This is a genomic window from Polaribacter sp. Q13 (assembly GCF_016858305.2).
Taxonomy (GTDB): domain Bacteria; phylum Bacteroidota; class Bacteroidia; order Flavobacteriales; family Flavobacteriaceae; genus Polaribacter.
Map to the genome: position 1 here is coordinate 803,489 of NZ_CP074436.1, position 17,242 is coordinate 820,730.

20 protein-coding genes are annotated in these 17,242 nt (G+C 32.2%); 18 read left to right on the forward strand and 2 right to left on the reverse strand.

The features are described from left to right. Positions 1–7: 7 nt before the first annotated feature. The 9 genes from JOP69_RS03140 to JOP69_RS03180 all read left to right on the forward strand — a co-directional run bounded on the left by JOP69_RS03140 (position 8) and on the right by JOP69_RS03180 (position 9,404). Positions 8–1,666, forward strand: coding sequence for an acetolactate synthase large subunit (locus JOP69_RS03140; protein WP_203395067.1), 1,659 nt, complete (start codon positions 8–10; stop codon positions 1,664–1,666). 4 nt (positions 1,667–1,670) lie between these two features. After that, positions 1,671–3,038, forward strand: a complete 1,368-nt coding sequence (locus JOP69_RS03145; RefSeq protein ID WP_203395068.1) for an NAD-dependent succinate-semialdehyde dehydrogenase — start codon at positions 1,671–1,673, stop codon at positions 3,036–3,038. Between the two features lie 18 nt (positions 3,039–3,056). After that, positions 3,057–4,001: an aldo/keto reductase gene (locus tag JOP69_RS03150; RefSeq protein WP_203395069.1), complete on the forward strand. Its 945-nt coding sequence runs from the start codon at positions 3,057–3,059 to the stop codon at positions 3,999–4,001. A gap of 91 nt (positions 4,002–4,092) precedes the next feature. After that, positions 4,093–5,598 carry a BCCT family transporter gene (locus JOP69_RS03155; protein WP_203395070.1) on the forward strand — a complete coding sequence of 502 codons (1,506 nt, stop codon included), beginning with the start codon at positions 4,093–4,095 and terminating at the stop codon, positions 5,596–5,598. 7 nt (positions 5,599–5,605) lie between these two features. Further along, complete coding sequence (locus JOP69_RS03160; RefSeq protein ID WP_203395071.1) at positions 5,606–6,235, forward strand: alpha-ketoglutarate-dependent dioxygenase AlkB; 630 nt, start codon at positions 5,606–5,608, stop codon at positions 6,233–6,235. A 270-nt stretch (positions 6,236–6,505) separates the two neighbouring features. Next, on the forward strand, positions 6,506–7,171 hold the full coding sequence (gene nfsB / locus JOP69_RS03165) for an oxygen-insensitive NAD(P)H nitroreductase (RefSeq protein WP_203395072.1): 666 nt from the start codon (positions 6,506–6,508) through the stop codon (positions 7,169–7,171). 11 nt (positions 7,172–7,182) lie between these two features. Further along, positions 7,183–8,190: a zinc-binding alcohol dehydrogenase family protein gene (locus JOP69_RS03170; RefSeq protein ID WP_203395073.1), complete on the forward strand. Its 1,008-nt coding sequence runs from the start codon at positions 7,183–7,185 to the stop codon at positions 8,188–8,190. Positions 8,191–8,515: 325 nt separating this feature from the next. Continuing rightward, entirely contained in the window at positions 8,516–8,992 is a 477-nt protein-coding gene (locus JOP69_RS03175; protein ID WP_203395074.1) for a cupin domain-containing protein, read from the forward strand. Positions 8,993–9,113: 121 nt separating this feature from the next. Next, entirely contained in the window at positions 9,114–9,404 is a 291-nt protein-coding gene (locus JOP69_RS03180; protein WP_203395075.1) for a putative quinol monooxygenase, read from the forward strand. Between the two features lie 111 nt (positions 9,405–9,515). On the opposite strand, the gene JOP69_RS03185 is transcribed toward JOP69_RS03180, so the two are convergent. Beyond that, complete coding sequence (locus tag JOP69_RS03185; RefSeq protein ID WP_203395076.1) at positions 9,516–9,668, reverse strand: hypothetical protein; 153 nt, start codon at positions 9,666–9,668, stop codon at positions 9,516–9,518. A 99-nt stretch (positions 9,669–9,767) separates the two neighbouring features. On the opposite strand from JOP69_RS03185, the gene JOP69_RS03190 reads away from it, so the two are divergent. The 6 genes from JOP69_RS03190 to JOP69_RS03215 all read left to right on the forward strand — a co-directional run bounded on the left by JOP69_RS03190 (position 9,768) and on the right by JOP69_RS03215 (position 14,321). Then, positions 9,768–10,331, forward strand: coding sequence for a Crp/Fnr family transcriptional regulator (locus JOP69_RS03190; RefSeq protein WP_203395077.1), 564 nt, complete (start codon positions 9,768–9,770; stop codon positions 10,329–10,331). 67 nt (positions 10,332–10,398) lie between these two features. Beyond that, positions 10,399–11,010 carry a short chain dehydrogenase gene (locus JOP69_RS03195; RefSeq protein WP_203395078.1) on the forward strand — a complete coding sequence of 204 codons (612 nt, stop codon included), beginning with the start codon at positions 10,399–10,401 and terminating at the stop codon, positions 11,008–11,010. A 52-nt stretch (positions 11,011–11,062) separates the two neighbouring features. Further along, positions 11,063–11,779: a DUF1349 domain-containing protein gene (locus JOP69_RS03200; protein WP_249987092.1), complete on the forward strand. Its 717-nt coding sequence runs from the start codon at positions 11,063–11,065 to the stop codon at positions 11,777–11,779. Positions 11,780–12,035: 256 nt separating this feature from the next. Continuing rightward, a complete protein-coding gene (locus JOP69_RS03205; RefSeq protein WP_203395079.1) occupies positions 12,036–12,479 on the forward strand; it encodes a hypothetical protein in 444 nt (147 codons plus the stop codon). Positions 12,480–12,617: 138 nt separating this feature from the next. Further along, entirely contained in the window at positions 12,618–13,514 is an 897-nt protein-coding gene (locus JOP69_RS03210; RefSeq protein ID WP_203395089.1) for an FAD-dependent oxidoreductase, read from the forward strand. A gap of 12 nt (positions 13,515–13,526) precedes the next feature. After that, the gene (locus JOP69_RS03215; RefSeq protein WP_203395080.1) at positions 13,527–14,321 is read left to right on the forward strand and encodes a cation transporter; all 795 of its coding nucleotides are present in this window, start codon (positions 13,527–13,529) and stop codon (positions 14,319–14,321) included. A 46-nt stretch (positions 14,322–14,367) separates the two neighbouring features. On the opposite strand, the gene JOP69_RS03220 is transcribed toward JOP69_RS03215, so the two are convergent. Continuing rightward, entirely contained in the window at positions 14,368–14,751 is a 384-nt protein-coding gene (locus tag JOP69_RS03220) for a helix-turn-helix domain-containing protein (protein WP_203395081.1), read from the reverse strand. Positions 14,752–15,014: 263 nt separating this feature from the next. Between JOP69_RS03220 and nfsB (JOP69_RS03225) the strand changes: the two genes are divergently transcribed. From nfsB (JOP69_RS03225) to JOP69_RS03235, 3 genes are read left to right on the forward strand one after another with little or no spacing between them, the layout of a single operon-like run. Next, positions 15,015–15,668 carry an oxygen-insensitive NAD(P)H nitroreductase gene (gene nfsB, locus JOP69_RS03225; RefSeq protein ID WP_203395082.1) on the forward strand — a complete coding sequence of 218 codons (654 nt, stop codon included), beginning with the start codon at positions 15,015–15,017 and terminating at the stop codon, positions 15,666–15,668. Positions 15,669–15,699: 31 nt separating this feature from the next. Continuing rightward, positions 15,700–16,323 (forward strand): putative quinol monooxygenase, encoded by a 624-nt coding sequence (locus JOP69_RS03230; RefSeq protein ID WP_203395083.1) that lies wholly within the window; start codon positions 15,700–15,702, stop codon positions 16,321–16,323. 12 nt (positions 16,324–16,335) lie between these two features. Further along, positions 16,336–17,238, forward strand: a complete 903-nt coding sequence (locus JOP69_RS03235; RefSeq protein WP_203395084.1) for a hypothetical protein — start codon at positions 16,336–16,338, stop codon at positions 17,236–17,238. Positions 17,239–17,242: the final 4 nt, after the last annotated feature.

Here is a 17,242-nt window from a genome sequence, read left to right on the forward strand (position 1 = left end):
CCACAAAATGAAAACAACAGACTTATTTATTAAAGCATTAGAAAATGAAGGTGTAGAGTACATTTTTGGACTTCCGGGTGAAGAAAATTTAGATTTTTTAGAATCTTTAAGACAATCAAAAAAAATAAAATTTGTTTTAACAAGGCACGAGCAAGGAGCTGGTTTTATGGCTGCAACTTATGGACGACTTACAGGTAAACCAGGTGTTTGTTTATCTACATTAGGTCCTGGCGCTACAAATTTAGTGACGCCAACTGCATATGCACAATTGGGTGCAATGCCTATGGTTGTTATTACGGGTCAAAAACCAATTAAAACAAGTAAGCAAGGGAAGTTTCAAATTATTGATGTTGTAGAAATGATGCGACCATTAACCAAGTTTACAAAACAAGTAACCCATGGCGCACATATTCCCTCTATGGTTCGCGAAGCTTTTAGGCTTGCGCAAGAAGAAAGACCAGGTGCGGTACATATAGAATTACCAGAAGATATTGCCAAAGAAGAAGTAGACAATCCTACTATTTTTGATGTTGTAGATTCTAAAATCCCGAATGTGAATTCAGAGGTAGTTAATCAGGCAGTTTCTTTAATTAAAGAAGCCAAACAACCTTTAATTTTAATAGGAGCAGGAGCAAATAGAAAACGAGCAAGTGTAGCATTAACCAAATTTGTTGATACTATTGGTATTCCTTTTTTTAATACGCAAATGGGAAAAGGAATTATTAATGAAGAAAACCTGCTATACCTTGGTACTGCCGCTTTATCAGCGAACGATTTTTTACATGAAGCTATTAATAAAGCAGATTTAATTATAAACGTAGGGCATGACACCATAGAAAAACCACCATTTTTTATGCATCCTTCGGATAAACGAAAAGTAATTCATGTTAACTTTTTTCCTGCTGAAATTGATGAAGTTTACTTTCCGCATTTAAACGTTATTGGCGATATAGCGTATAGCATTGAATCTTTTACAGAGCAATTAAAATCGAATGCAAATAGTTGGGATACAGATTGCTTTATGAGTATTAAAGAAAATGTATCGTCTCATTTAGCTAAATATGAGAACGATGATCGTTTTCCTATTTTACCACAACGTATGGTTAAAATAACACGAGATATTTTACCAAAAGATGGAGTTGTTACGTTGGATAATGGCGTTTATAAAATATGGTTTGCAAGAAATTATCCTGCTTATCAACAAAATAGTTTATTGTTAGACAATGCTTTGGCAACTATGGGAGCTGGTTTATCGTCAGCAATAATGGTAAAAGAATTGTTTCCAAATAAAAAAGTAATCTCTGTAAATGGTGATGGTGGTTTTATGATGAATTCGCAAGAACTCGAAACTGCAACGCGTTTACAATTAGATTTGGTAGTTATTATCCTTAGAGATGACGCTTATGGAATGATAGAATGGAAACAAGAAGGCGACGGATTTACAAAATATGGTCTAGATTATGGGAATCCAGATTTTGTAAAATATGCCGAAAGTTATGGCGCAAAAGGATATAGACCAACCTCTGTAGACGATTTTAAAAACATATTACAAACAGCATTAAATGCTAAAGGAATTCAAGTTATAGAACTTCCTGTAGATTACTCTTTAAATCATAAAATATTAAATGTTCTGTTAAAAGAATATTCAGAAAACACTAAAAAATAAAATTATGGATACTACAATAATTATAAATCCTGCAACAGATGAAAAAGTTGCTGAGTACAATAGAATATCAGTAGAAACAGCAAAAGATAAAATTGCAACTGCTAATAATGCTTTCCAAATTTGGAAAAAAGAACCAATGGTTAACCGTGCTAAATTAATGCACAAATTAGCAGATGTTTTAGATAAAAGTAAAGAGGAGTACGCGCAATTAGCTACGAGAGAAATGGGTAAAACCATTGGTCAGTCTAGAAAGGAAATTGAAAAATGTGCTTGGATTTGTCGTTACTATGCTGATAATACCAAAGATTTATTAGCCAATGAAACCGTTAAAACGGAAGCATCAAAAAGTTACGTTACGTTTCAACCAATTGGGGTTGTTTTGGCTGTTATGCCATGGAACTTCCCATTTTATCAAGTCATTCGTTTTGCTGCACCAGCTTTAATGGCTGGAAATACGGGGGTTTTAAAGCACGCTTCTAATGTTCAGGGTTGTGCATTCGCAATTGAAGATGCTTTTAGAAAAGCAGGTTTCCCAGAAGGTGCTTTTACAAATTTAAACCTAAGCGCTAAATATGTAAAAGATGTTATAGAAGATAAACATATTGTGGCTGTTACACTAACAGGAAGCGATCCTGCTGGTCGTTCTGTAGCTTCCATTGCTGGTCAGAATTTAAAGAAAAGCGTTATGGAGTTAGGCGGAAGTGATGCTTATGTTATTTTAGATGATGCTGATATTGATAAAGCTACAGATTTAGCTACTTTAGGGCGTTTACAAAATAACGGTCAAACTTGTATTGCCGCAAAACGTTTTGTGGTGTTGGAAGCTATTTATGATGAATTCTTAGCGTCTTATATAAAGAAAATGAAAGCTGCAAAAATGGGAGAACCTACAGACGAAACTTCTTATTACGGACCAATGGCAAGAAAAGATCTTAGAGATGAATTGCACGAGCAGGTTCAAAAAACAATAGCTCAAGGAGGTAAATTAGTTTTGGGAGGTGTTATTCCAGATAGAATAGGTGCTTATTATCCTGCTACTATTTTAGCAGATTTAAAACCAGGAATGGAAGGTTTTGACAACGAATTATTCGGACCTGTTGCTTCTGTAATTAAAGCAAAAGATGAACAAGAGGCAATAGCATTAGCTAATAATTCTCAATTCGGATTAGGTTCAGGAGTGATTACGAGTAATCCTGAAAGAGGAGAAAAAGTGGCTTTACAATTAGAAGCTGGAAGTAGTTTTGTAAATAAATTAGTGGCATCCGACCCAAGATTACCTTTTGGAGGAATAAAAAATAGTGGTTACGGTAGAGAGCTTTCTGGCTACGGAATTAGAGAATTTGTAAACACAAAATCTATTTGGATTGATTAAAGTTATAATATTTTAAATATGAAAAAAATAAAAATAGGAAATACAGATTTAGAAGTATCTCGTATTAATTTTGGTGGAAATGTTTTTGGTTGGACATTAGATGAAAAACAATCTTTTAAAATTCTAGATACTTTTGTAGGAGCTGGATTCAATTTTATAGATACTGCCGATACTTATAGTTGGTGGGTAAATGGAGTTGGAGGACAATCTGAAGCAATTATTGGTAAATGGATGAAAGCTCGTGGTAACAGAGACCAAATGGTTATTGCTACTAAAGTAGGATCTGAAACAAAGGAACATCCGAATGATATTAGTAGAAAACACATTTTAAAATCGGTTGATGAATCTTTAAAACGTCTTAAAACAGATTATATAGATTTATATTATACACATTTTGATGATCATTTAACACCTGTAGAAGAAACGTTATCTGCTTATGACGAAGTTATAAAAGCAGGTAAAGTTAGGCATATTGCTGCTTCTAATTTATCACCAGAACGCTTGTTAGAGTCTTTTAAAGTTTCAGAAGAAAATAATTTACCTAAATATATTGCTTTACAACCGCATTATAATTTAGTTGAGCGCGAAAATTATGAAACTCAATATGCTAATATTGTTGAGGAATATGGTTTAAGTGTAATGACTTATTATTCTTTAGCAAGTGGTTTTTTAACGGGTAAATACCGTTCTGAAGATGATTTAAAGAAAAGTGTACGAGGTGAAGGTGTAAGACAATATTTAAATGCAAAAGGTTTAGGTATAATTAAAGCTTTAGACACTATATCTGAAAAACACAATAGTAAACCTGCAACGGTATCTTTGGCTTGGTTACTAACAAAACCAAATATTGCGGCTCCAATTGTTAGTGCTACAAGTGAGCATCAACTACAAACGTTGTTTGATGCACCAAAACTAAATTTAGATTCAGAAGATTTAGAACTTTTAGAAACTGCTAGTAAATAAGTTTCTAAATTTAAAATATCTACAGAGAAAAAAAGTAAGGGTTAGAATTTATATTCTAATCCTTATTTTTGTTTTAAACAAATCACTATAAATGCTCAAATACATTCAAAAACATTCCATTTTATCTATTTCGGTAGGTATTATTTTTCTATGCACTTTAGTTGTGTTTTTTGCAACGGAAGCGAGTTATAATGCTATTGAAAGTGCCTCATTATGGGTTCGTAATTATTTTGGTTACTTCTATTTGTACTTAGGTTTTGGTTGTGTTGTAGCATTGTTATTGGTTGCATTTTCTAAATATGGAAACATAAAATTAGGGAAAGCATCTTCTAAACCAGAATACTCACTTTGGTCTTGGATTGCGATGTTGTATAGCGCAGGCATGGGCTCTGGAATTCTACTTAGAGCAGTACAAGAGCCTGTTTTTATGCAACAAAATCCGCCTTTTGCATCTGGATTATCCAATGAAATTGTAGCATTAGAATTCACGTTTTATCAATGGGGAATTACTGCTTGGGCATTTTACGGATTATTTGCAGTTATTGTTGGTTATGCATTACACGTCAACAAAAAGAAAGTTAGAATTAGTGCTACCATAGAAGATCGTATTAAAAGCAAACCGATAAGAGCTAGTGTAGATATTATTACCATTATCACTACTGTTTTTGGTTTAATTGCGGCTATTGGTTTGGGTACGACTCAAATTAATGGTGGATTAAATCACGTTTTTAGTGCAGATTTTGGACTAATAACAACTATAATTTTGTGTGTTTTTATTTCTACAATAGCGTGTTATTCTGCTTGGCAAGGCGTTAATAAAGGGATTAAAATATTTTCTAAACTAAACATTATTGTCACTTTGGTGATATTGTTATTCGTTTTTTTTACCAGCGATATGCAAAGCATTGTGGTTTCTTTTTTTACTGCTTTGTATCAATACATTATCGACTTTATACCAATGAGTTTGGCAATTGGAGACTATAATCCAGGATTAGAGTTTTTAACAGGTTGGACCTTCTATTATTGGGCATTTTGGTTGGCTTGGGCACCTTTTACAGGTATATTTATTGCGCGTATTTCTAAAGGAAGAACCATAAGACAGTTGTTGTTAGGCGTTTTAATTATTCCAAGTTTAGGAACCTTCTTTTGGTTTTCGGTTTTTGGATCTTCAGCTTTTCATTTAATTGAAGCTTGGGGCACTTACGATAACCAATTCGGGAATGTATTCTCATCTATTTTTGTTTTTTTTGAACACTATCCGTTCGCAACATTTTTAAATATAACCTCTATATTTTTATTAATCAGTTTTTTAATAACTTCTGTCGATTCTGCTGTGTTTGTGCTAAGTATGTTTACGGATAAAGGGTCCAAAAATCCAAATAAAACGCATCGTGTCATCTGGTCTGTTTTTATCTTATTAGCGACTATTGCTTTAATTCTTTTAGGTAATATTAAGGCAAATGTAAATGTTTTAGAAGCTGTGCAACGCTTGTTAATTATTACGTCGTTGCCATTTTCATTTTTTATCATCATTATGTTTGGCTTTTTTGTAAAAGATCTTAGAAAAAACCGACTAAAAGTTAATAATAAAGAATAGAGTAATTATGGAATCATTCAATCAAATAGATTTGTTTTCGACTAACGAGGTCCATAAAACGGAATTTAATTTACCTGGTGCTGCTGTTACTTTATTTGAGAATTTCTTTTCAATAGAAGAAAGCGATAGATTGTATAATAGTCTTTTAAAAAACACCAATTGGGAGCAAGACCAAATGACTATTTACGGTAAACAAGTAGATTTACCAAGATTAACCGCTTGGTATGGAGCCACAAGCGAAAATGCTTCCTATGCAGAAAACGACAGTAAAATGCAACCTTGGAATGCCGATTTATTGTTTATCAAAAATCGCATAGAGCAGGAGGTAGACATTAAATTTACTCGCTGTTTACTTAATTATTATAGAGATGGAAAAGATAGCGTAGATTGGCATCAGGATTATGAAGCAAATCAACGTAAAAACACGGTTATCGGCTCCGTTACTTTTGGAGAAACGAGACCTTTTCAATTGAAGCACGCAACTCGTATAGATTTAAATCGGTTAGATATTCCTTTAAAACACGGTAGTTTGTTGCTAATGCAAGGTGCTACTCAAGACAATTGGAAGCATAAAATTCCTAAGACTACAAAAAAAATTAGACCACGAATAAATCTAACCTTTAGATGGGTTGGATAAAACCAGAAATGGTATTAATCAAGGTTTAACTTAAATATAAGGTACGCTTTATTGTTTTAAAAGAGTGTTTATTGTCATTTTTATGAAAAATTTAAGAATTAGCCTCTAATTCACCTTTAATTATACCAATATTCCCTTTTTTTATACATCAATTCAGGTTAGTTTTCTATTTATTTTTGTACTATCATTTATGACCGTTATTGTGAGGTTTTAATACTATACTTACTTTTGTCACTATAAAAATGATAGTTAAATAAAAAACATATAAAAATGAATTTACAAGAAACATTAAACTGGAGATATACTACTAAAGAATTTGATACGACCAAAAAAATATCTGAAGAAGATATGGCACAGGTTAAAAACTTATTAAGAATGAGTCCTTCAAGTATAAACCTGCAACCTTGGCATTTTATCGTTGCTGAAACTACAGAAGGTAAAGCACGTATGACAAAAGGAACACAAGGCTTTTTTCATTTTAATGAACCAAAAATAACGAACGCATCAGCGGTAGTATTGTTTTGTTCAAAAACTAGTGAAGGTGCAGATGATACTTTTTTTAAACACCTTTTAGAAGTACAGGATAAAGACGGAAGGTTTCCTAATGAAGACATAAAGAATGGAATGTCCGGGGGAATGAACGCTTTTGCTGATATTCATAAATTTGATTTAAAGGATTATCAACATTGGATGGAAAAGCAGGTATACCTTAACATTGGTAACTTTTTATTAGGAGTTGCTAGTTTAGGAATCGATGCAACACCAATGGAAGGGATTAATGTAAAAGCTTTAGATGAAGAATTTGGATTAAGAGCAAAAGGATTTACATCTTTAGTAGCTGTTTCTTTAGGATATAGAGCCGAATCTGATTTTAATTCTACTGACAAAACTCCAAAATCTAGATTAGTAGAAGGCGAAATTATCACTGTAATATAATTTTAATTCAGATGAAAGCAATAGGATATAAAGAGAATTTACCAATAGACAATGTAAATTCTTTACAAGACATAGAGATAGAGACTCCAAAAGCAACAGGAAGAGATGTTTTGGTTGAAATTAAAGCCATTTCAGTAAATCCTGCAGATTACAAAGTACGTGCAAATATGCCTGTACAAGGTGACGATTGGAAAATTATTGGTTGGGATGCTACCGGAATTGTAAAGGAAGTTGGTGAAGATGTTACTCTTTTTAATGTTGGTGATGAAGTTTGGTATGCTGGCGATTTTACGCGTCAGGGTAGTTATGCACAATTTCAAGTGGTAGATGAACGTATTGTCGGTAAAAAACCAACAAGTTTATCGTATGCTGAAGCTGCTGCCTTACCATTAACATCTCTTACTGCTTACGAAATGTTGTTTGATAGGTTAGAGGTTTCTAAGGACGATGCCAATAAATCTATTTTGGTTATTGGTGCTGCTGGTGGTGTGGGGTCTATTTTAGTACAATTAGCTAAAAAGCTAACAAAACTTAACATTATTGCTACTGCTTCTCGCGAAGAAACTACCGATTGGTTAAAAGAATTGGGTGCAGATACGGTTATCAACCACAGAAATAAATTGAGCGAAGAGTTTGAAAAATATAGCCTTCCTGCGCCAGAATATGTGGTGAGTTTAAATGCTACTGAACAACATGTAGATGAAATTGTAAAACTGATTAAACCACAAGGGAAATTCGGTTTTATTGATGATCCAAAAGTAATGAATGTGATGCCTTTTAAAGGGAAAGCAGTATCCACGCACATCGAGTTAATGTTTACGCGTGCTATGTTTCAAACAGAAGATATGATTGAGCAACACAACATTTTAAACAACGTTTCTCAATTAATAGACAACGGAACAATTAGAACCACTTTAGGTGAAAACTTCGGAACTATAAATGCTGAAAATTTGCGTAAAGCACACGCTTTTTTAGAAACAGGTAAAGCAAAAGGTAAAATAGTTTTAGAGGGATTTTAGACTGAATAAAACAAATAATAACGTTTCGTCACTTCGAGTGAATTTTGAGGCACGAAAAAATTAGTATCGAGAAGACTCATAGTTTAGAAAGTTCTCGATACAAAATTCTAAAAAGAATTTCACTCGAACTGACAATCTAGATTATTAAAAAATCATCATAAGCGTACGTCACTTCGAGTGAATTTTGAGTTATTGAAAATCAAAATATATTTTGATTGAAGATATAAGAAATTTGTATCGAGAAGCACATCAATAAGAATGGTTCTCGATACAAAATTCTGAAAAAGAATTTCACTCAAACTGACGATTTATATAAAAACATAAAATGAATTTCAAATCAATTATAGCAGCAGTAGCTGTAACCGCATTATTTGCGAACAATACTGCAAATGCGCAAGTAAATACTATAGATTCTGTAGCAACATCAAAAGTGCAACATTTCAATTTTGATGATATGGCATCGGAAACTATCGGAAAAGGAATCAAAAGGAAGTGGTTTCATGGTGAAAAAGGACAAATGACTATTTTCAATTTAGAGAAAGACGCACATATTCCTTGGCACAAACACCCAAACGAACAGATCACCTACATCATGTCTGGTAAAGTAAAAATCAAGACTATTATTGATGGTAAAGAAACATTTGTAGAAGTTGGAGCAGGAGAAGTAATTGTTTTCCCTGAAAATGTACCACACGAATTTTGGGCTTTAGAAGAAACGGTAGATTTAGATGTACACGTTCCTGTACGTCAAGATTGGTTGTCTAAAGAGTTACCAGACTATTTAAAGAAAACTAAAAAATAGAGATCATATTTCAGCAAATTGGTTGGCTTTTCAATCCAAATTTAACTGAGAAGAGAACGTTAAATTAGGCAGTAAAGCCATCTAAATGCTATAATTTTGTTAGCATAAAAACAAACAAATCATGAGTAAAATAACGGTTGTGGCTAAAATTGTAGCCAAAGAAGAAAATAGAGAATTGGTTAAAACCGAATTACTAAAACTAGTTGCCAGTAGTGTTAAAGAAGCGGGTTGTATCAACTACAACTGCCTTCAAGACAATGACGACTCCAATACATTTACAATGTATGAGAACTGGAAAGATGCAGAGGCACTTACTTTACACGCTGCAACGCCTCATTACGTAGCGTTCCAAACTGGGGCCAAAGATGCTATTGCGGAATTTACAGTGAATAAAATGACTATGCTTGCCTAAATAATACAAGATTTAATTTTAAAAAGGAGCTTTTGCGACCAATGTGATTACATGGTCCAAAAGCTCTTTTTTTGTTAGGTGAAATTTGATGATATTAGTTTTTTTTTGGAGCTATTTCCAGCTATCCGTTCCCGCTTTTTTAACCTTGCCAAAAAAGGCAAGATTAAAAAGAGCTCCACTTCTATCTGGGCTAGGGATTTTGAGATACCAAGAATATTTTTTAACATATGTTTGTTTTGCTCTGATATACGTAATAATTTTCATTGTTTTATCTTACATTAGCATAATAAATAAAGTATCATAGTAGTGATACATATAAACGAGTTGGCGGTAATTTGAGCATACCAAACATCAAAGAAAGAAATGAAAGAATATTTAAAATCATTTAATTTATTTACCGACATAGAGATTAATGATTTCTTGAATTTATCTCAAACTATTTTATTAAAAAAAGGCGATTTATATATTAATAATAATGAAATTTGCGACTCTATAGCTTTTGTTAAAAGTGGAATTTTTCGTTCTTATTATTTTTCAAATAATGACGATGAAATCACATATTGTTTCACTTTTCCTAATAAATTATTAATGGCTTATTCTTCATTTATTTCACAAAAAAAATCTGAAGAAAACATTCAAGCTCTGACAGATGCTGAAATAATTTCAATACCAAAAGCAACTTTAGAAAATTTAGCCAAATCAAATAGTAATTGGTTGCATTTTTTGAAAATTATTGCCGAAAAGGAATATGTTGAATTAGAAAAATGGATATTTAATCATCAAAAAGATAAGTCTCAACAACGCTATTTAGATTTAATTACAACGCAACCTACATATATCAAAGAGATTCCACTACACTATATAGCTTCTTACCTAGGCGTTACACAACGTCACCTAAGTCGAATAAGGGCTAATATTACGTATTAGACAAATGTCCTCTTCATAAACCTTTAGTGCTTCATAAATTTGCATATAATTTAAAAACAGATATTATATGAAAACAATAATTTTAATTGGAGCAAACGGAAAAATGGGACAAGCTGCTCTTACGGGGCTAGGAAAACACAAAATCATAACTGCTGGACGTTCTGCTGATAGCTATGACTTTCAAGTAGATATTACAAGCGAAGCATCATTAAGGAAATTATACGAAGATGTTGGTCATTTTGATGCTGTTGTAAACACTGTTGGTGTTTGTGAATATGCAAATTTTACTGAAATGACCGAAGAACAATGGATGAGTACCATTTTAAGTAAAATGATGGGACAAATAAACATTGTACGTATTGGTCAAGAATATATTGCAGATAAGGGGTCATTTACTTTAATAACAGGAATTTTAAATACGAAGCCTATACCTTTTGCAATTGCTGATGCTACTACTAGTGGAGCTATTGATACATTTGTTAAATGTGTTGCTTTTGAAATGCCAAGAGGAATCCGAGTAAACTCAATAAACCCAACTGTTTTAGAAGAGGCTTGGGATGTTTATGGTGAAATGATGCCTGGTTTTGAACCAGTTCCTGGTAGATTAGTTGGTAAAGCTTTTGAACGTTCGGTTGATGGGTTTATTACTGGTCAAGTGCTTTTTGTTGATGCTTATTAAAAACCACTATCAACAATAGTACCCCTTATAATTAATGATAAATAAATAATAAATGATGAAAAAAATATGGATGAACATGCTATTTGTAATTGCAATACTGAGTAGTTGTAATAGCAAACCAACAACAAGTAATAAAAATACCCCTGAAATTTCTAAAGGGGAAGAGTGTAATATAAAAGTATCGGGAATTGAGTTTACCAAATCGATTAACAATGCAAAAGCGACAACCTCTATTGAAGGAGATAAATTAACACTTAAAAGTAATGCTAAATGTGATAATTTTAATGATCCAGATGGAAAACTGTCTAACAATTCAGCTCCAGTTTTACTAACAAAAATAGACAATACGAAACCTTTTACATTCACCTCTAAAGTTACTCCAACATTTATAGACACCTATGATGCAGGTACTATGTATATATATTTAAATCCTAAATTATGGTTTAAATTTGCTTTTGAGTTAGATGAACGAAAAAAAGCTCGTATTGTAACTGTTAGAACCATCGAAACGTCGGACGATAATAATCACGATGTGATTGATACTACAAGTGCTTATATGAAAATTTCTTCGGACGTAAAGACAATTGGTTTTTATTATTCACTAGATAACAAAAAATGGCAGCTTGTTAGACTCTTTAAAAACGATTATCCGGCTGAATTGTGGGCAGGATTCGGCGCTCAATCTCCTATTGGTAAAGGAACCAGTGTGATATTTGAAGAATCTTCTTTGTTACAAAGTAGTATTGCTGATTTTAGAATGGGTATTTGAGACAACTATATATAAAATAAATGTTGATACTGAAAAACGCATTTGGACTTATGAATCTATAATGAATTACAAACTTAAGCCGTATATAATTTATTGCTAAGTCCTCACAAACTTTCGAAAGTTTGTGAGGACTTTTTATTTAGTTATTATTTACTAAATTAGTTGTTTAAAACACAAAACAACCATATAAAAACACGTTGTGGTTAATACAAACAACGACAGCGAAATGATATTATTTCCATTCAAAAAAATGGTAATGAAATCACGACAAGAAATTGTAGTTTTTGAAGGGGATTATTTTAAAGCACTTATTGAAAAATTACGAGTACAAATTCCCGAGTTCGACATTAATAGTTCAGATAATGAAATTTTATTAACTAGAAACGACAGCGATTTTGTAGCCTTTATAAACCTGTTAAACGAGCGCATAAAACGGATAGACCCAAAAATTATTATAACGCTAACTAATTCTGGCGTGCAGTTTCATAAAGAATACACACATTACAAAGTCAATAAATACTTACGAAAACCAATTATACAATGTCCAATTTGTATGTCTTCTATATGGAGCATATTTACCTTTTGGATACCGATACTTTATTGGTTTGGTTTTAGCTGGCCAATTGTATATTTAGGAATTGCAAATACGTGTATACTAGCCTGTGTAAATAGGTTGGTATTTTCTAGCAGCCAACAATAATTTAACGTTAATTATAAAAGCTATTGTATTTTTACGATAGCTTTTTTTGCTTAAAATGTATTAATGAAAGAAAAAATTATAATTATAGGAGGTGGGTTAAGCGGATTAACGTTAGCTTATTTATTATAAAAAAGAGGAATAGAATCAAAAATTTTAGAAGCATCTTCAAGAGTAGATGGAAGAATTCAAACCATAAAAGGAGCATTAGAAACACCTTTAGAGTTGGGAGCAACTTGGTTTTCGGATATGCACCAGAATTTATTGTCGCTTATAGATGAATTGGGCTTAGAAAAATACCCACAGTATTCAAAAGGGACTTCGTTATTTCAAACCAAATCATTTAAACCACCGCAACAGTTTTTTGTTCCCGAATCTGAAAACCCTTCCTATCGTTTAAAAAGCGGAACACAAAAACTTATCAATACATTAGCTCAAAAATTACCTTCTAAAAATATACGTCTGAATACAAAAGTTGTTGGTATTACTGAATTTAATAGTGATCTAATAGTTCTAACTTCCAATGGAGAAAAACTTTATGCAGATAAAGTTATACTCTGTTTACCACCACAATTAGTAGGTTTAAAAATGAAGTTTTCACCAGAATTACCTGATTCTATTTCTGAACTATTGCCAAGTGTTCAAACTTGGATGGCAGGTGCTATAAAATTTGTGTTAGAACATGAAGAACCTTTTTGGAGAAATAAAGGGTTTTCTGGAATGTTGTATAGCCACTCAGGAATTGTTACAGAAATGTACGATCATACGAATTTTGAACAAAACAAATTTGGCTTTACAGGCTTTTTAAATGGAGGAGCTGTATCTTATCTTCAAGAAGTAAGAAAGGAATTTGTATTATGTGAAAATCAAATGATACAAAGACCACATCAAAACAATGGACATTCATCATTACAAGATAGTTATATGAATGGAAAATTATTGTTTTCAGGAACAGAAACAGCTACAGAATTTGGAGGATATATGGAAGGTGCGGTTATTTCTGCTTTAAAAATAGCAGAAAAGTTATCATCTAATTAAGTCATAAACAGAATGAATAAAACAATATTTGAAATAACCAAAATGGATTGTCCTTCAGAGGAAAATCTAATCCGTATGAAATTAGACGGAATTGCAAGCATTGCAAATTTAGACTTTGATATTCCAAATCGAAAATTAACCGTTTTTCATAACGGAGAAATGGACCAAATCGAAAAGTCTATTAGCGAACTGAATTTAGGAGGAAAAAAAATAGCAACTGAACAAACCAATCAAACGGAATTTAAAGAAAATGCAAATCAGAAAAAGCGACTTTGGTCTGTATTGATTATCAATTTCGTCTTTTTTATTATCGAAATGACAACAGGAATTTTCTCAAAATCAATGGGACTTGTAGCGGATAGTTTAGATATGCTTGCCGACAGTTTTGTTTACGGAATTAGTTTGTTTGCGGTTGGCGGAACTGTAATTAAGAAAAAACGGATTGCAAAACTTGCAGGATATTTTCAAATTACACTTGCTGTTATTGGTTTTGTAGAAGTTTTAAGAAGGTTTTTTGGAGACGAGAACCTACCCAATTTTTCGACTATGATTATTGTTTCTATTTTTGCCCTTATCGCAAACGGAATTTGTCTTTATATTTTGCAAAAATCAAAAAGTAAAGAAGAAGCCCATATGAAAGAGAGTATGATTTTCACCTCCAATGATGTGATTATTAATTTGGGCGTTATAATAGCTGGAGTTCTCGTTAACTGTTTGCACTCTAGTAAACCCGATTTAATTATTGGTACAATTGTTTTTATTTTGGTAGTTCAAGGAGCCATTAGAATTTTGAAATTGAGCAAGTAAACGGATTTTATAACACTTGCTATATCAATAATTAGGTTGCAACCATTTATTCTTCAAAAATAAACTCACCTTTTGTTTCTGCTGCGTGTAAACCCCATTCTACAATTAGGTTTAAGATAGGGGTAAGGGTTTCACCAAATTCGGTAAGCTTGTATTCTACTTTTAAAGGTGGTTTTTTAGTGAACACTTTTCTACTTACGATGCCATCCGCTTCTAATTGCTTCAATTGTAAACTTAAAGTACGCTCAGTAATTCCCGGAATTTCCTTTCGCAATTCGTTATAGCGTTTTTTATCACCAATTAAATGAGTAAGAATTACACTTTTCCATTTTCCGCCTATAAGTTCCATTGCTGCACTGGTTGGGCAAAACGATATTTTATCGTTGATCTTAATCTTTGGCTTTTTTTCAAACAGTTCTTTTCTGTCCATAATGATATATATTTATGAAAGCAGCATACGAATATGTACGCTCTTTTTAATAGATTCTTTTGCAAATTTAATGGACTTTAATTTAGTATGCAACTATATTTTGTATAGTAAAAAAAATAATACTTAAAATATTGATTTATAATTAACTATAAAATTATTTTATACTATACTTCTTGACCGTTATTGCAAGACAATAATACTATACATATTTTTGTCACTATAAAAATGATAGTATAACGAATCAACATATAAATATAACAAAAATGAATTTAACTGAAATTTTAAACAACCGCTATTCCGTAAAAGAATTTGATGCTACTAAAAAGATCTCAGATGCAGATTTTAAACAAGTAAAAGATTTATTACGTTTAAGTCCATCTAGTGTAAACTTACAACCTTGGCATTTTTTAATTGCAGATACTGCAGAAGGGAAAGCTCGTATTGCAAAAGGAACACAAGGATTTTTTCATTTTAATACACCTAAGGTTTTAGATGCCTCTCACGTAATTGTTATTGCTGCTCGTACAAATGCAGATGATGTTTATATGACTAGCATTTTAGAGCAAGAAGATAAAGACGGTCGTTTTGCTGCACAAGAATTTAAAGACCAAATGCACGGTGGACGTATGTTGTTTGCAGATATTCATAAATACGACCTTAAAGATTTACCACATTGGATGGAAAAACAAGTCTATTTAAATATGGGGTCTCTTTTATTAGGAGTTGCTGCTTTAGGTATAGACGCTTGCCCAATGGAAGGTGTAGATGTTAAAGCTTTAGATGAAGAATTCGGCTTACGTGAAAAAGGATATACGGCTTTAGCAGTTGTATCTTTAGGTTATAGAAAAGACACCGATTTCAATGCGAAGCTTCCAAAATCTAGATTTTCAGAAGAAACCATAATTACCAAATTATAAAATAAACGAGAACACTATAAAAAAGCATATTATGAAAAGCACCATAGTAAAATTTACAGCAAAACCAGAACACGCAACTAGTTTTGCAGCAACCTTAAAAGAAGCACAAGCAGCAACGCAAAAAGAAGCTGGAAATAAAGAAATTAAAGTATTTGTATCTAAATCAGATGCCAATGTATTTTTTGTTTACGAACGTTGGGTAGACAAAGCAGCAATAACATCTCACGATAACGAGCCGCACACAAAGAAGTTAATGAAAGCAGGGCAAACTGCATTAGCAGGTGCTCCAGATTTTTATTTATTAGGGGATACAAACCCGTTACCAGACCATTCTAAATCTGCAAACGCAGAAGATGAAGTATTTATCATTTTCTTCATTTTTAAGTTGAAAACAGAATTTAGAGCACAACTTTTAAATCAGTTTGAAGATCACATTACACATACCAGAAAAGAGGAAGAAGGAAACATTCTTTTTGACTTATATACAGTAGACGACCAAGAAGATACATTGGCTGTTTATGAGCATTGGAGAAAAGAATCTGATGTTTGGGACATTCACTTTCACCAACCTTACGCAGAAAAAACAGGTAAATTAATGGAAGAAGCTGTTGTTGGAGATTTAAAACAGTATATGAATTTTGTAACTGAAATTTAAAAATTTTTTAAAATGAAAAATATAATTACAGCACTAGTTTACGGAATTATCGTTGCAGTTGGTATTCAGGAAATTTCTGCTCAAGAACCTAGTATGAGAACTTTTAATGAAAACACAAAAGCAGTACAATTAGATAAGGGTATGATGCAAATTTTTGATTACGGTCAAACTAAAGTTCACGTTTACGAAACCAAAGGTTTTTTTAATACACACGCTTTTTTTATTGAAAAAAACGGAAAAGGAGTATTGATTGAAACACCACCAATGAAAGATAATTACAAGGAACTTGTAAATTATATTGTTGGTTTAGGTTACACAAATATTGATGTGATGGTTTCTTATCATTTAATAGGAAAGCACTTTTTTGATACGGATAAACTAAAATTTAACCATATATATTCTAATCAAGAATCTTTAGATTATATGACGAATTCTGGTAATGAATCGCTCTCAAAATTAGCAGAAGTTTCAGGTGAAGACCTTGATGAAACAACTATTGTACCAACTGATTTATTAAAGGCAGGAGCTCAAAATATTTCAGGAATTCCTTTTATTATTACACCTACTGGTTTTGGGTTTGATGTAGAAATACCAGAAATAAAGGCAGTTCACTTACATATGGTTGGTCATGATAATCATACCATGATTTTCAATACTGAATTTATAGATACGGTAATTAACGAGCTTTCCGCTTTTCAAGAAAAAGGATATACCACCTATTTTTCTTCACACAGTGCACCTGAAACTTCTGGAGACGTAACGATTAAAATCAACTATCTTAAAGAAATGAAAATACTACTAGCTACATCTAAAAACAGCGAAGAATTCATTCAGAAAATGGATAAAGCCTATCCAAATTTTGGATGGAGAAATTACTTATTAGGAAGTGCGAAAATGTTATTTCCAAATAAATAATCAA

Bases quoted from the DNA above. Each gene is read 5' to 3' on its own strand.
- JOP69_RS03200 (WP_249987092.1), top strand. From the start codon at position 11,063: ATGATGAAAAAAATATGGATGAACATGCTATTTGTAATTGCAATACTG.
- JOP69_RS03175 (WP_203395074.1), top strand. From the start codon at position 8,516: ATGAATTTCAAATCAATTATAGCAGCAGTAGCTGTAACCGCATTATTT.
- JOP69_RS03220 (WP_203395081.1), bottom strand. From the start codon at position 14,751: ATGGACAGAAAAGAACTGTTTGAAAAAAAGCCAAAGATTAAGATCAAC.
- JOP69_RS03235 (WP_203395084.1), top strand. From the start codon at position 16,336: ATGAAAAATATAATTACAGCACTAGTTTACGGAATTATCGTTGCAGTT.
- nfsB (WP_203395072.1), top strand. From the start codon at position 6,506: ATGAATTTACAAGAAACATTAAACTGGAGATATACTACTAAAGAATTT.
- JOP69_RS03195 (WP_203395078.1), top strand. From the start codon at position 10,399: ATGAAAACAATAATTTTAATTGGAGCAAACGGAAAAATGGGACAAGCT.
- JOP69_RS03170 (WP_203395073.1), top strand. From the start codon at position 7,183: ATGAAAGCAATAGGATATAAAGAGAATTTACCAATAGACAATGTAAAT.
- JOP69_RS03150 (WP_203395069.1), top strand. From the start codon at position 3,057: ATGAAAAAAATAAAAATAGGAAATACAGATTTAGAAGTATCTCGTATT.
- JOP69_RS03185 (WP_203395076.1), bottom strand. From the start codon at position 9,668: ATGAAAATTATTACGTATATCAGAGCAAAACAAACATATGTTAAAAAA.
- JOP69_RS03145 (WP_203395068.1), top strand. From the start codon at position 1,671: ATGGATACTACAATAATTATAAATCCTGCAACAGATGAAAAAGTTGCT.
- JOP69_RS03155 (WP_203395070.1), top strand. From the start codon at position 4,093: ATGCTCAAATACATTCAAAAACATTCCATTTTATCTATTTCGGTAGGT.
- JOP69_RS03160 (WP_203395071.1), top strand. From the start codon at position 5,606: ATGGAATCATTCAATCAAATAGATTTGTTTTCGACTAACGAGGTCCAT.
- JOP69_RS03180 (WP_203395075.1), top strand. From the start codon at position 9,114: ATGAGTAAAATAACGGTTGTGGCTAAAATTGTAGCCAAAGAAGAAAAT.
- JOP69_RS03205 (WP_203395079.1), top strand. From the start codon at position 12,036: ATGAAATCACGACAAGAAATTGTAGTTTTTGAAGGGGATTATTTTAAA.
- JOP69_RS03215 (WP_203395080.1), top strand. From the start codon at position 13,527: ATGAATAAAACAATATTTGAAATAACCAAAATGGATTGTCCTTCAGAG.
- JOP69_RS03140 (WP_203395067.1), top strand. From the start codon at position 8: ATGAAAACAACAGACTTATTTATTAAAGCATTAGAAAATGAAGGTGTA.
- nfsB (WP_203395082.1), top strand. From the start codon at position 15,015: ATGAATTTAACTGAAATTTTAAACAACCGCTATTCCGTAAAAGAATTT.
- JOP69_RS03230 (WP_203395083.1), top strand. From the start codon at position 15,700: ATGAAAAGCACCATAGTAAAATTTACAGCAAAACCAGAACACGCAACT.
- JOP69_RS03190 (WP_203395077.1), top strand. From the start codon at position 9,768: ATGAAAGAATATTTAAAATCATTTAATTTATTTACCGACATAGAGATT.